This window comes from Lysobacter sp. 5GHs7-4 (genome assembly GCF_021284765.1).
In the GTDB taxonomy this organism is placed as follows: domain Bacteria; phylum Pseudomonadota; class Gammaproteobacteria; order Xanthomonadales; family Xanthomonadaceae; genus Lysobacter.
Genome location: NZ_CP089924.1, coordinates 4,023,882 through 4,036,970, shown reverse-complemented (window position 1 = coordinate 4,036,970; position 13,089 = coordinate 4,023,882). Strand labels below are relative to the sequence as shown.

Below are 13,089 nucleotides of genomic sequence, written 5' to 3'. Positions count from 1 at the left end.
GGTCACGCTGGCAGCATGGCGTTGGTGCCCGAGAGATGGATACGGAAACAGCCGCCTCCGCCCGGCATGGGCACGTAGTCCAGCGAGGCCTGATTGGCGCGGCACAGCTCGCGCGCGATGTACAGGCCCAGGCCGGTGCCGTGGCTGGAGGTGGTGAAGAACGGGCGGAACAGCCGTGAGGCCACCGACTCGGGGATGCCTGGGCCGCGGTCCAGCACGTCGATCACCGGCACCGCGCCCGCGTCCAGGTAGGCGTGCACGGTCACGCGCGCCGGCTCGCCCGGCATACGGCCGTAGGTCAGGGCGTTGTGCACCAGCACGGTCAGGGCCTGGTGCAGCTGGCGCGGATCGACCAGGGCGGCGATGCGCGGCTGAGCGGCGGTCGCGCGCAGGCTGTCGAGTTCGATCGGGTGGCTGGTGTTGTACTCGTCGACGAACTGGCGGTTGAAGCCGACCAGGTCGACGTGCTCGGGCTTGGCCGGCTCGCGCCGCGCCATGCCCAGCACGTTCTCGACGATGCCGTTCATGCGCGTGCCCTGCTGGCGCACGATTTCGAGCAGGCGGCGGTCGGCGACGGCGATGTCGCGCGATTCTTCCAGCAATTGCACGGCGTAGCTGATCGCGGCCAGCGGGTTGCGGATTTCGTGGGCGAGGCTGGCCGAGAACCGGCCCAGCGCGGCCAGGGTGATGGATTCGGCGCGGCGCGAGACCAGCGAGGTGTCGTCGAGGAAGATCAGGGTCTGGTCGCTGCCGGCGAGCAGGCGGGTGAAGCGCGGCACCACCTCGGGCTGGTCGGGCGCCATCTGCAGTGGGGTTTCGTCCGGCACCGCGTCGGCGCGCCAGCGGCCCAGCCGGCGCGCGAGCTCCGGCGAGGCGATCGCCAGGTTGCGGTGGCTGTGGTCGGAATGTTCGCCGGGGTCGCCCAGCAGCAGCATCGCCGCCTCGTTGGCCAGTCGCAGGCGGCCCTCGCCGTCGACCAGCAGCACGCCGGTGCGCATGCGGCGGATGATGAGCTCGTTGATCTCGGCGTAGTTGGCCGCCTCGGCGCCGCGCCGTTCGGCCAGGGCCGAGCTGGCGCGCATCTCGCGCCCGAGCAGGCTGGTCAGGGTGGCGATGGCCATGAAGCCCAGCGCGAACATCACCGGTTCGCCGACCACGCGGTCGCTGCCGTTGCCGACCAGCTCGCTGAAGGCGTACTCGCCCAGCAACAGCGCCACCGCGATCACGGCCATGCTCAGGCCATAGCGCATGCGCAGCAGCAGGGCGGCCGCGCCGACGTTGAACACCAGCATCAGGGCGATGCCGGTGCCGGCGGCGGGGAGGGCGTGCAGGGCCAGGATGCCGGCCAGCAGGTCGACGGTGATGCCGATCAGGGCCTGGGTGTGCAGGTCGCCGCGGCGCCCGGACACGAACAGCAGCATCGCCGCCAGCATGTAGCCCAGGACCACGCCCCGGGCCAGCAGCGGCAGGCTGGGGGCGCGGATCAGGACCTGGGCCGGCCCGAACACCAGCAGGGCCAGCAGGGCGGCCTCGAGCAGGCGGTACAGGGTGAAGAAGTACAGCTCGCGGCGCAGCGCGTGGTCGGCGTCGGAAGCGGCGACGGGGGCGAGACCTGACGGCAAGCGGCTGTCCCTGCACGGGCGGAGTGGCGCCGAGTATGCGCGAAAGCGCCCGGATCGCCCATGCGCCGGGCCCCCTCCCGGCGCCGGTCGTCGGCGCTGACAGGCCCGTCCCACGGGCTTTGCCGGGTCTGGCGGGGGAGGGGGCGGGCGGGGCCGGTTTTGCTCGCCTCGCCGCGATCGGCGACAATGCGGCCCCCTCGCGCTGGCCCGCCCAGCGGTCCGCTACTCGCGCGGGACGTCTTTCACTCCCCTCGGTGACGCATGAATTTTCACGAATATCAGGCAAAGCAGCTGTTTGCCGACTACGGCATTGCGGTGCCCGCCGGGCGCGTCGCGCGCACGCCGGATGAGGCCGTTGCGGCCGCGAAGGCCATCCCCGGCGACCTCTGGGTGGTCAAGGCCCAGATCCACGCCGGCGGCCGCGGCAAGGCCGGCGGCGTCAAGCTGGCCAAGAGCTATGACGAAGTGAAGCAGTACGCCACCGCCATGCTCGGCACCAAGATGGAGACCTACCAGTCCGCCGGCGTCGCGCTGCCGATCGACACGGTGCTGATCTCCGAAGGCACCGACATCGCCAAGGAGCTGTACCTGTCGGTGCTGGTCGACCGCTCGACCAAGTCGGTCACCTTCATCGCCTCCGCCGAAGGCGGCGTCGAGATCGAGAAGGTCGCCGCCGAGACCCCGGACCTGATCAAGACCCTGCACGTGAACTACGTCCAGGGCCTGCAGCCTTACCAGTGCCGCGACCTCGGCTTCGGCCTGGGCTTGAACGCCAAGCAGGTCGGCCAGCTGACCAAGATCATGCTGGGCCTGTACCGCCTGTTCAACGAGAAGGACCTGGCGCTGGTCGAACTGAACCCGCTGGCCATCCTCACCAACGGCGACCTCGCCGTGCTCGACGGCAAGGTCAACAGCGACGACAACGCCACGTTCCGTCACAAGGACCTGGCCGCGATGCGCGACATCCGCCAGGAAGACGAGACCGAGGTGTTGGCCAGCCAGCACGACCTCAACTACGTCACCATGGACGGCAACATCGGCTGCATGGTCAACGGCGCCGGCCTGGCGATGGCGACCATGGACGTGATCGCGCTCAACGGCGGTTCGCCGGCCAACTTCCTCGACGTCGGCGGCGGCGCCACCAAGGAACGCGTGACCGAGGCCTTCAAGCTCATCCTGAGCTCGGACAAGGTCAAGGCGATCTTCGTCAACATCTTCGGCGGCATCGTCCGCTGCGACATGATCGCCGACGGCATCATCGCCGCGGTCAAGGAAGTCGACGTCAAGGTGCCGGTGATCGTGCGCCTGGAAGGCACCAACGTCGAAGCCGGCAAGGAACTGCTGAAGAATTCGGGTCTGGCCATTACCCCGGCGGACGACATCAACGACGGCGCGAAGAAGGCGGTTGCCGCCGTCGCCGGCAAGTAAGGGGCCTATGACATGTCCGTTTTGATCAACAAGAACACCAAGGTCATCGTCCAGGGCTTCACCGGCACCCAGGGCAGCTTCCACGCCGAGCAGATGCTCGACTACGGCACCCAGGTCGTCGGCGGCGTGACCCCGGGCAAGGGCGGCACCCAGCACCTGGGCCTGCCGGTCTTCAACACCGTGCGCGACGCGGTCGCCGCCACCGGCGCCGACGCGTCGGTGATCTACGTGCCGCCGCCGTTCGCGGCCGACGCGATCCTGGAAGCGGCCGATGCCGGCATCAAGGTCATCGTCTGCATCACCGAAGGCATTCCGGTGCTGGACATGCTGCGCGTCAAGAACACCCTGGCCGGCTATCCGGACGCGGTGCTGATCGGACCGAACTGCCCGGGCGTGATCACGCCGGGCGAGTGCAAGATCGGCATCATGCCGGGCCACATCCACCTGCCGGGCAAGATCGGTATCGTCTCGCGCTCGGGCACGCTGACCTATGAAGCCGTCAAGCAGACCACCGACGCCGGCCTCGGCCAGTCGACCTGCATCGGCATCGGCGGCGACCCGATCAACGGCACCAACTTCATCGACGCGCTGAAGCTGTTCCAGAACGATCCGCAGACCGAGGGCATCATCATGGTCGGCGAAATCGGCGGTTCGGCCGAGGAAGAAGCGGCCGAGTTCATCGCCCAGCACGTGACCAAGCCGGTGGTCGGCTTCATCGCCGGCGCCTCGGCTCCGGCCGGCAAGCGCATGGGCCACGCCGGCGCGATCGCCTCGGGCGGCCAGGGCACGGCCGCGGGCAAGTTCGCGGCGATGGAAAAGGCCGGCATCACCACGGTCAAGTCGCCCGGCGATTTGGGCGCGGCGATCGCGAAGCGTCTGGCCAAGTAAGTCGGCGTCCGCGTCGTTGCGAAGAAGCCGCCTCCGGGCGGCTTCTTTGTTTGTAGCACACGTGTGCTACAGTGGCCGCGATCTCAAAGCGATCCGGAGGCGCCGATGTCGACCACCACGATCCGACTCACCGACGAGCTCAAGGCGCGCATCAGCCACGCCGCCGAACGCGCCGGTACCACCTCGCACAGCTTCATCCTCGGCGCCATCGAGGAGAAAGTCGGCGAAGCCGAGCGGCAGCGCGAGTTTCTCGACGAAGCCGAACGCCGCTGGCAGGCCTTCGTCTCCGATGGCCAGGTCTTCGCATGGGAGGACATGCGCGATTACCTGGAGCGCCGCGCGCGCGGCGAGAATCCGGATTTGCCCGTCAAGAAGACCTACGGACGCCGGCCGTGACCCGGATCGTCCTCTCGCCGGGACTGGCGGAGGATTTCGCACGCATTCTCGATCACTTGGATCGGCACGAGGTCGCGCAACGCGAAGAGCGCATCGCCGGCATCCTGCATGCCGTGGACGTGCTGGCCGACAATCCCCTGATCGGACGAACGCAGGCCGGAGGTTTGCGCGAACTGATCGTGGGCCGTGAAGGACGGGGCTACGTCGCCCTGTATCGATACTTGAACGAGTTCGACACGATCCTGATCTTGGCTATCCGAGGCCAGCGCGAGGCCGGTTACTCGCACGAATGAGATCGTGGCGCGACCGAAACAGCAAGGCCGAAGTTCACTAAGTCGGAATCAGCGTGGCTTTAGCCAACCCGATCTAACCAGCACGTACCGACCAGCACGTACCAACCAGCACGCACCAACCCCTGTTCCTCCGAGACTCACCGCATGTCCACGCAACTCCGCATCGCCCTGGCCCAGTTCGACTTCCCGGTCGGCGCCGTCGAGCGCAACGCCGAACGCATCGCCGAGATGATCGCGCAGGCGCGCGACCAGCATGGCGCCGACGTGGTGCTGTTCCCCGAACTGGCGATCAGCGGCTACCCGCCGGAAGACCTGCTGCTGCGCCCGAGCTTCCTGGCCGACTGCGAAGCCGCGCTGCTGCGAGTGGCCGCGACCACCACCGGCATCACCGCCGTGGTCGGCTGGCCGCAGGCGGCCGGCGCGGTGGTCTACAACGCCGCCAGCGTGCTGCGCGACGGGCGCGTGGAGGCCACCTACCGCAAGCGCGAACTGCCCAACTACGCGGTGTTCGACGAGCGCCGCTACTTCGACGTCGACCCCGACGGCGAGAACTGCGTGTTCGAGGTCAAGGGCGTGCCGGTGGGCGTGGTGATCTGCGAAGACCTGTGGTTCCCCGAGCCGCTGGCGGCGACCGCCGCGGCCGGCGCGGAACTGGTGCTGGTGCCCAACGCCTCGCCGTTCGCGCGCGACAAGCACGCCCAGCGCGATGCGCTGATCGCCCAGCGCGTGCACGAAAGCGGCTGCGCGCTGGCCTACCTCAACGTGGTCGGCGGGCAGGACGCGCTGGTGTTCGACGGCGCCTCGGTGCTGGCCAACGGCGACGGCCGCGTGCACAACGCCGCGCGCGCGTTCGAGGACCATTGGCTGGTCGCCGACTACGACGCCGCCACGCGCGCGTTCGCGCCGGTGGCCTGGCCGGAGGAAAGCGACGACGGCCGCGATTCGCTGGCCTGGCGCGCGGTGGTGCGCGGCACCCGTGACTACTGCCGCAAGAACGGCTTCGACTCGGTCTGGCTGGGCCTGTCGGGAGGCATCGATTCCTCGCTGGTGCTGGCGATCGCGGTCGATGCGCTGGGCGCGGAAAACGTCACCGCGGTGCGCATGCCCTCGCGCTACACCGCCGATCTGTCCAACGACCTGGCCGCCGAGCAGTGCCGGGCGCAGGGCGTGCGCCTGATCGCGCTGCCGATCGAAAAGCCGTTCCAGGGGTATCTGGACACGCTGGCCGAGGCGTTCGCCGGCAAGCCGGTCGATGTGACCGAGGAAAACCTGCAGTCGCGCACGCGCGGCGCGCTGCTGATGGCCCTGAGCAACAAATTCGGCGGCCTGCTGCTGACCACCGGCAACAAGAGCGAGTACGCGGTCGGCTACGCCACCATCTACGGCGACATGTGCGGCGGCTACGCGCCCATCAAGGACCTGTACAAGACCGAGGTCTACGATCTGGCGCGCTGGCGCAACGCGGTCGCCGGTGCGCCGCTGATTCCGCCCGGCGTGATCGACCGTCCGCCCTCGGCGGAACTGCGCGACAACCAGAAGGACCAGGACTCGCTGCCGCCCTACGATGTGCTCGACGCGATCCTGTTGCGTCATGTCGATCAGGAGCAGTCGCGCGACGAGATCGTCGCCGCCGGTTTCGCCGCCGACACCGTCGACCGCGTGTTGCGGCTGGTGCGGATCAGCGAGTGGAAGCGCCACCAGGCCGCGCCGGGGCCGAAGGTCTCGCACCGCGCGTTCGGGCGCGAGCGTCGCTATCCGATCAGCAACGGTTATCGCGGCTGATCTTCCGCCGGCGCGCGGTGGCGCCTTAGCATTCGTCGGTTCGTTCCGCCCCTATCCCCCATCAGGATTCCGCCCATGTCCAAGCAGATCATCAACACGCCCAAGGCCCCGTCCGCGATCGGTCCCTATTCGCAGGCCGTGCGCGTCGGCGATACCGTCTACACCTCCGGCCAGATCGCGCTGGACCCGGCCAGCGGCCTGGTCGTCGAGGGCGATATCGAAGCCCAGGCGCACCGCGTGTTCCTCAACCTCAAGGAAGTCTGCGAAGCCGCCGGCGGCTCGCTGGAGAACATCGTCCGCCTCGGCCTGTTCATGACCGACCTGAGCGATTTCGGCAAGGTCAACGCGGTGATGGGCGAGTACTTCAATCCGCCGTATCCGGCGCGCTCGACGGTGCAGGTGTCGGCGCTGCCGCGCGGCGTGAATTTCGAGGCCGACGCGATCATGGTGCTGGACTGATCGCCAACGTCTGAGAACACGATGCGCGGCGCCCGCGCCGCGCATCACGGCGCGGGCGGTTTCCGCGTCGCGCCTTCCTCCAGCAGCCGCTCGCGCGCCTCGCGCGGCGTGGTGCCGGTCAGGCGCTTGAAGGCGCGCCGGAACTCGCGCGGATCCTTGTAGCCGATCGCCGCGGCGATGCCGGCGATGGGCTGTTCGCGCACCCGCAGCAGCGCATAGGCCTGGTCGACGCGCAGCCGGTCGTGCAAGGTGTTGTAGCGCGTGCCCTCGGCGTTGAGCTGGCGGCGCAGGGTGCGTTCGCTCACGTGCAGTTGCGCGGCGATGTCGGCCAGCTTGGGGTCGCTGGCCAGTTGCGCGCGCAGCAGGCGCTCGACCGCGGCGGTGGTTTCGCCCGGCGCCTGGGTCGCCGGCATCTGCGCCCGCAGCAGGGCCAATACCTGCTGCGCCGCGATCGGGTTGTGCGTGCTCAGCGGATGCCGCAGCCAGCGTTCGTCCAGCACCAGGCGGTCCTGCGGCTGGTCGAACGCGATCGGGCACTCGAACACCTCGCGGTAGCGGTCGACGTAGTCGGGCGCCGGGTAGCTGAATTCCAGGCGCAGCGGTTTCAGCGCGGTGCCGACCAGGCCGCGCGCCAGCGCCAGGCAGCTGGCGAAGAACTCCTCGCAGACGAAGCGGTGGATGGCCGCGTTGGCGACGATCATCTCGCCGGCCAGGGCGATCTCGCCCGGCGCGGCCGCGCTCTCGACGAAGCGCATCAGGCTGCCGACCACCGGGGTGAAGCGCAGGCCCAGCGCGATCGCCTCGCCGAAGGTGGCGGCGGTGGTCATGGCCAGGCCGAGCAGGCCGAAGTTGCCCACGTTCTGCTGCGCGCCCAGGTCCAGGCCGATCGAGGGCGGCAGCACCCGCACCGCGCGCTCCACCACGATCGCGGTCTGGCGGTCGGGCAGGCGCACACCGGGGTCGTCGATCTGGGCGCGGCTGAGCTGCGTGCCGAGCAGCCAGTCGGCGCTGGACACGCCGTTTTCCTCCGCGCTGCGGAACAAGCCCCAGAGCAGGTTCGGCGACATCAGGGCGATGTCGGTACGCGGTTCGTCCTGGATCCGGTGCGCCATCGTTCTCGCAACTTGGCCGTTAATCCCCCCTTAGTGTGCCGCAACTGCCCTCACGCGCGCGCGTGACCGCGGCCGAGACTCGTGAATGGAGCGGCTGGCGTCGGCATGGGGGATGCGACGCGGCCCGAAACGCAGCGGCGCGCGAGCGCGCCAGCCACGACCACACGGGGAGCGCACGACTCGATGAGCAGACTGACCCTGGTTTTCGCGATCGCCATCGTCCTGAGCGCCTGCGGGCGCGATGCCGGACCGGCGCACGTGCCCAGCGCGCAGGTCGCCGCCGGCGATCCCGCCTACGCCGAGACCTTGCGCACGCGCCTGCTCGACGCCAAGCCCGGCGACGTGATCGAAGTGCCGGCCGGCCGCTACAGCTTCGACCGCAGCCTCAGCCTGCGCGTGGACGGCGTGACCATCCGCGGCGCCGGGCCGGACAAGTCGGTGCTCAGCTTCAAGGGCCAGAAAGCCGGTGCCGAGGGCTTGCTGGTCAACGCCAGCAACTTCACTCTGGAAAACATCGCCATCGAGGACAGCAAGGGCGACGGCCTCAAGGTCAACGAGGGCGAGCACATCACCATCCGCAACGTGCGCGTGGAATGGACCGGCGGCCCCAGCACCAAGAACGGCGCCTACGGCCTGTACCCGGTCAAGACCCGCAACGTGCTGATCGAGAATTCGGTCGCCATCGGCGCCTCCGACGCCGGCATCTATGTCGGCCAATCGCGCGACGTGATCGTGCGCAACAGCCGCGCCGAGTTCAACGTCGCCGGCATCGAGATCGAAAACACCGTCAACGCCGACGTCTACGACAACGTCGCCACCAACAATACCGGCGGCATCCTGGTGTTCAACATGCCGGCGCTGTCGCAGCAGGGCGGCGCGATCCGCGTGTTCAAGAACAAGGTGTTCAAGAACAACACCGCCAACTTCGGCGCCAAGGGCACGCCGGTGGCGAGCGTGCCGGCCGGCAGCGGCGTGGTGGTGAATTCCAACGACGACGTCGAGATCTTCGACAACGACATCAGCGACAACGCCACCACCAACATCATCATCTCCAGCGTCTACTCCACCGGCTACAAGGACGAGCAGGCGAACAAGGATTTCGACCCGTATCCCGAGCGCATCTCGGTCTACGGCAACCGCTTGTCCGGCGGTGGCGACGCGCCCGACGGCCTGGACCTGAAGGCGCTCAAGGTCGCCAGCTACGGTCTCACCGGCAGCCTGCCGGACGTGCTCTGGGACGGGTATCGCAATCCCAAGCCGGCCAAGCCGGGCGATCCCAACCTGTGTCTGCGCGACGTGTCGGGCGTGCTCAACGCCGACGGCCCCGGCGGCTACAAGAATCCGAGCAAGGACATGGCGGCGTACAACTGCACCCTGCCCAAGCTGCCGGCCATCGACCTCAAGCGCGGTTAAGCGATGACGGGATCGCGTTTGCGCATCTGTTTGGGGTTGTTGCTGTTGTCGGCGCTGGCGGCCTGCGATCGAGCGCCGGCGCCGGTGCGCTTCCATGCGCAGGGCCAGCCCGAATTGCTCAGCGACTGGGGCGTGCTGCGCGTGGCCGACCATCGTCTGCGCCTCAACGACGGCGTGGTGCCCTACGAGCTCAACACGCCCTTGTTCACCGACTACGCGCACAAGCTGCGCACGGTATGGATGCCCAGGGGCGTGTCGGCGCGCTACACCGCCGACGGCGCGTTCGAGTTTCCGGTCGGCACCGTGGTCAGCAAGACCTTCTACTACCCGCGCGTGGCCGGCGAGGCGGCGGACAGCGAGGTGGTCGCGCGCAGCGACAGCGCCGAGGGCGAATTCCGCGACGGTGCGCTGGACCTGGATCGCGTGCGCCTGATCGAAACCCGCCTGCTGGTGCGGCGCCAGGAAGGCTGGATCGCCTTGCCCTATGTGTGGAACGCCGAGCAGACCGAAGCCAAGTTGATGCGCGGCGGCGAGCTGGTCGCGCTGAGCCTGCAGGACGCCGACGGCAAGCGCGAAAGCGCGACCTATCAGGTGCCCGACCAAAACCAGTGCGGCGGCTGCCATGGCACCGACATCAAGAGCAAGGCGCTGCAGCCGATCGGCCTGAAGGCGCGCCACCTCAATCGCGACTTCGACTATGTCGGCGGCCGCGCTCACCAGTTCGTGCACTGGCAACAGCTGGGCTATCTGCAGGGCGCGCCGACGCCGGCCGCCGCGCCGCGCGCGGCCCACTGGCGCGACAGCGCGCGCGCCAGTCTGGACGAACGCGCACGCGCCTATCTGGACATCAACTGCGGCCATTGCCACAGCCCGAAGGGGCCGGGCAACACCTCCGGCCTGTGGCTGGATGCGGCCACCGTCGAGCCCTTGCGGCTGGGCCGCTGCAAGCTGCCGATCGCGGCCGGCAAGGGCACCGGCGACCGCCGCCACGACATCGTGCCCGGCGATCCGGACGCGTCCATCCTGGTTTACCGGATGGACAGCGACGATCCGTCGGCGATGATGCCGGAGGTGGGGCGCAGCGTGGTGCACCGCGAAGGCGTGGCGCTGATCCGCGATTGGATCGCGGCGCAACAAGGAGATTGCGGCTAGCGCCGGCAAGGGCGCGCGCTGCGTGGGGAGGGCGACGAGCGTGTCCGGGGGGACGTGTCGTCCATGTCGAAAACGAGCGTGAGGAAGATCCCGATGCTCTTGCGTAAACACAAGTTGGTCACCGCGATCGCCGCCCTGTGCGGCGGTGCCGTCCTCACCTTCGGCGTGCCGGCGACGGCCCAGGCGCAATCCGCGCCCGAGCCGCAGCCGCGCGCCGAGGCCAAGGACCTCGACGCCATCACCGTCACCGCGCAGAGCCGCGAGCAGGAGCTGCAGGACGTGCCGATCGCCTTGCAGGTGGTGAGCGACCAGCTCATCGACGACGTCGCCGCCAAGGACCTAGGCGACCTCGACAGCTTCGTGCCGGGCCTGGTGGTCAACAGCCAGCAGCCGACCCAGCCCAGCTTCGAGTTGCGCGGCATCAGCACCGACGACTTCGGCATCGGCACCGATCCGGCCGTGGGCATCTACGTCGACGGCGTCTACGCCGGCCGCGGCGGCGGCGTGCTGCTGCCGTTCACCGACGTGGAACGCATCGAAATCCTCAAGGGCCCGCAAGGCACGCTGTTCGGCCGCAATACCGCCGCCGGTGCGGTGTCGATCATCACCCGCAAGCCCAGTAACGACACCGAGGCGGCCGCGCGCCTGCGCCTGGGCAACGAGGGCCGCGTCTACGCCGACGCCATGGTCAACCTGCCCACCGGCGAGGACGCCGCGCTGCGCATCAACGCGTTGTTCAACCACAGCGACGGCTGGATCCAGGACGCCAACACCGGCCGCGACCTCAACCCCGAGAACAACTGGGCCACCCGCGCCGCGTTCCGGCTCGGTTTGGGCGAGCGCACCACCGCCACCCTGAGCTGGGATCACGAGAACCTGGACCAGCTCGGCCAGGCCACCACCGGCATCGTGCCGCTGCCGCCGCGCCCGGGTCTGCCGACCCTGCCGGTGGACGAGTTGGGCTACCTGGACCCGCGCAAGGTGCCCACCGCGTCCGACGCCGAAGGCAACGAGGAATCGCGCCGCTTCGACGGCGTGACGCTGATCGTCGATCACGCCTTCGACTGGGGCTCGCTGACCGCGACCACCTCCTGGCGCGACTACGATTCGGTCAACCGCGTCGAAGAGGACGGCACCGATCGCAACTACCTCTACGTCGACTCGACCAACACCGAGAGCAACCAGAGCGTCTACCAGGAGTTCAAGTTCGCCGGCAGCACCGACCGCGTCGACTGGGTCGCCGGCGCCAGCTACTTCAAGGAGAAGGCCGACCAGACCAGCGAGGTCAATGCCCTGACCGATTCGGTGGACACCATCGTCCACAACCTGGGCTTGGCGCCCACGCCCACCGGCTACCTGTTCGGCTACGTCGATCAACAACTGGCGGCATTCGGCATTCCGATCCGCCTGCGCGGCCACCGCTGGAACGAGAAGTTCATCAACACCCTGGAGACCCAGTCCTACGCGGTGTTCGGCGACGTGATCTGGCATGCCACCGACAAGCTCAACCTGACCTTCGGCCTGCGCTACACGCGCGACGAGAAGGACTTCAGCTGGCTCAACAACCCGCGCTCGGCGCCCGAGCTGGACGCGGCGCTGGATCAGCTGGAAGCGATGGGCTTCTTCGCCCTGGCCGGCATCCCGCGCGAGACCTTCGTCTTCGACGTGGCCTTCATCGATCCGCCGGCGATGCTCAACAAGGGCGTGACCAATCGCGCCAAGCGTTCCTGGAGCGACGTCAGTCCGCGCTTCGTCGCCGACTATCACTTCAACGACAACACCATGGGCTACGCCTCGCTGGCCAAGGGTTACAAGGCCGGCGGTTTCAACTCGCTGCAGATCGGCAGCCGCTTCGACAACGAAGACGTGTGGAACCTGGAGTTCGGCCTGAAGCAGTCCTTCCCCGAGCACCGCCTGCAGTACAACCTGTCGGCCTACTACTACGTCTACGACAACCGCCAGGCGGTGGTGCTGGACATGAGCACCACCATTCCGCGCTTCGTGGTCGACACTTCGGACATGGAAGCCTACGGCGTGGACTTCGACGCGCGCTGGCAGGTCACCGACGGCCTGGGTCTGGACTTCAACGCCGCCTTTATCGACGCCACCTACAAGAACTACCAGTCCACCAACGGCGCGGACCTGAGCGGCAAGCCCACCGGCGTGCCGCACTGGTTCCTGGCCGGCGGCATGAACTACCAGTGGAACCTGCAGGACCACGGCGATCTGCGTTTCTCGCTGCGTCACGCCTACCGCAGCAAGCAGCGCTGCAATGCCGAGTCGGTGGCGCAGAGCACCTGCGGCCCGAGCCCGGCGCTGGACCTGGGCGAGTCGCGCAACCGCACCGACCTGCGCCTGGCCTGGACCGCGCCCAACGGCCACTGGGGTTTGGCGCTGTTCGGCAACAACGTCTTCGACAACCAGTACATCAACTCCTTGGGCACCTACGGCAAGACCGTGCTGGGCACCGTCGGCGCGCGCGTCACCGATACGCGCACCTACGGCGTGGAGTTCAACGCGAAGTTCTAAGGGCGCCGCAGCCCG

The 13,089-nt window shown here is 68.5% G+C and carries 11 protein-coding genes; 9 read left to right on the top strand and 2 right to left on the bottom strand.

Annotated elements, in window-relative coordinates:
- Positions 1-2 precede the first annotated feature (2 nt).
- A complete protein-coding gene (locus tag LVB77_RS18170) occupies positions 3-1,622 on the bottom strand; it encodes an ATP-binding protein (protein ID WP_232907472.1) in 1,620 nt (539 codons plus the stop codon).
- A gap of 261 nt (positions 1,623-1,883) precedes the next feature.
- Here LVB77_RS18170 and sucC point away from each other — a divergent pair, with 261 nt between their 5' ends.
- The 6 genes from sucC to LVB77_RS18140 all read left to right on the top strand — a co-directional run bounded on the left by sucC (position 1,884) and on the right by LVB77_RS18140 (position 6,868).
- Positions 1,884-3,050, top strand: coding sequence for an ADP-forming succinate--CoA ligase subunit beta (gene sucC / locus LVB77_RS18165; RefSeq protein ID WP_232907469.1), 1,167 nt, complete (start codon positions 1,884-1,886; stop codon positions 3,048-3,050).
- 12 nt (positions 3,051-3,062) lie between these two features.
- The gene (sucD, locus tag LVB77_RS18160) at positions 3,063-3,938 is read left to right on the top strand and encodes a succinate--CoA ligase subunit alpha (RefSeq protein ID WP_232907468.1); all 876 of its coding nucleotides are present in this window, start codon (positions 3,063-3,065) and stop codon (positions 3,936-3,938) included.
- Between the two features lie 105 nt (positions 3,939-4,043).
- Entirely contained in the window at positions 4,044-4,334 is a 291-nt protein-coding gene (locus tag LVB77_RS18155) for a DUF1778 domain-containing protein (RefSeq protein WP_232907467.1), read from the top strand.
- Positions 4,331-4,627 (top strand): type II toxin-antitoxin system RelE/ParE family toxin, encoded by a 297-nt coding sequence (locus tag LVB77_RS18150; protein ID WP_232907465.1) that lies wholly within the window; start codon positions 4,331-4,333, stop codon positions 4,625-4,627. The genes LVB77_RS18155 and LVB77_RS18150 overlap by 4 nt, the downstream gene beginning before the upstream one ends.
- A gap of 144 nt (positions 4,628-4,771) precedes the next feature.
- Positions 4,772-6,409: an NAD+ synthase gene (locus tag LVB77_RS18145; protein WP_232907464.1), complete on the top strand. Its 1,638-nt coding sequence runs from the start codon at positions 4,772-4,774 to the stop codon at positions 6,407-6,409.
- Between the two features lie 75 nt (positions 6,410-6,484).
- Positions 6,485-6,868, top strand: coding sequence for a RidA family protein (locus tag LVB77_RS18140; protein WP_232907463.1), 384 nt, complete (start codon positions 6,485-6,487; stop codon positions 6,866-6,868).
- A gap of 44 nt (positions 6,869-6,912) precedes the next feature.
- Here the strand turns inward: LVB77_RS18140 and LVB77_RS18135 are convergent, their stop codons facing one another.
- The gene (locus LVB77_RS18135) at positions 6,913-7,980 is read right to left on the bottom strand and encodes an AraC family transcriptional regulator (protein WP_232907462.1); all 1,068 of its coding nucleotides are present in this window, start codon (positions 7,978-7,980) and stop codon (positions 6,913-6,915) included.
- Between the two features lie 183 nt (positions 7,981-8,163).
- Between LVB77_RS18135 and LVB77_RS18130 the strand changes: the two genes are divergently transcribed.
- From LVB77_RS18130 to LVB77_RS18120, 3 genes are all read left to right on the top strand, one after another.
- Complete coding sequence (locus LVB77_RS18130) at positions 8,164-9,393, top strand: parallel beta-helix domain-containing protein (protein ID WP_232907461.1); 1,230 nt, start codon at positions 8,164-8,166, stop codon at positions 9,391-9,393.
- Between the two features lie 3 nt (positions 9,394-9,396).
- Positions 9,397-10,545 carry an SO2930 family diheme c-type cytochrome gene (locus LVB77_RS18125; protein ID WP_232907459.1) on the top strand — a complete coding sequence of 383 codons (1,149 nt, stop codon included), beginning with the start codon at positions 9,397-9,399 and terminating at the stop codon, positions 10,543-10,545.
- 93 nt (positions 10,546-10,638) lie between these two features.
- On the top strand, positions 10,639-13,074 hold the full coding sequence (locus LVB77_RS18120) for a TonB-dependent receptor (RefSeq protein WP_232907458.1): 2,436 nt from the start codon (positions 10,639-10,641) through the stop codon (positions 13,072-13,074).
- The last annotated feature ends 15 nt before the right edge of the window (positions 13,075-13,089 follow it).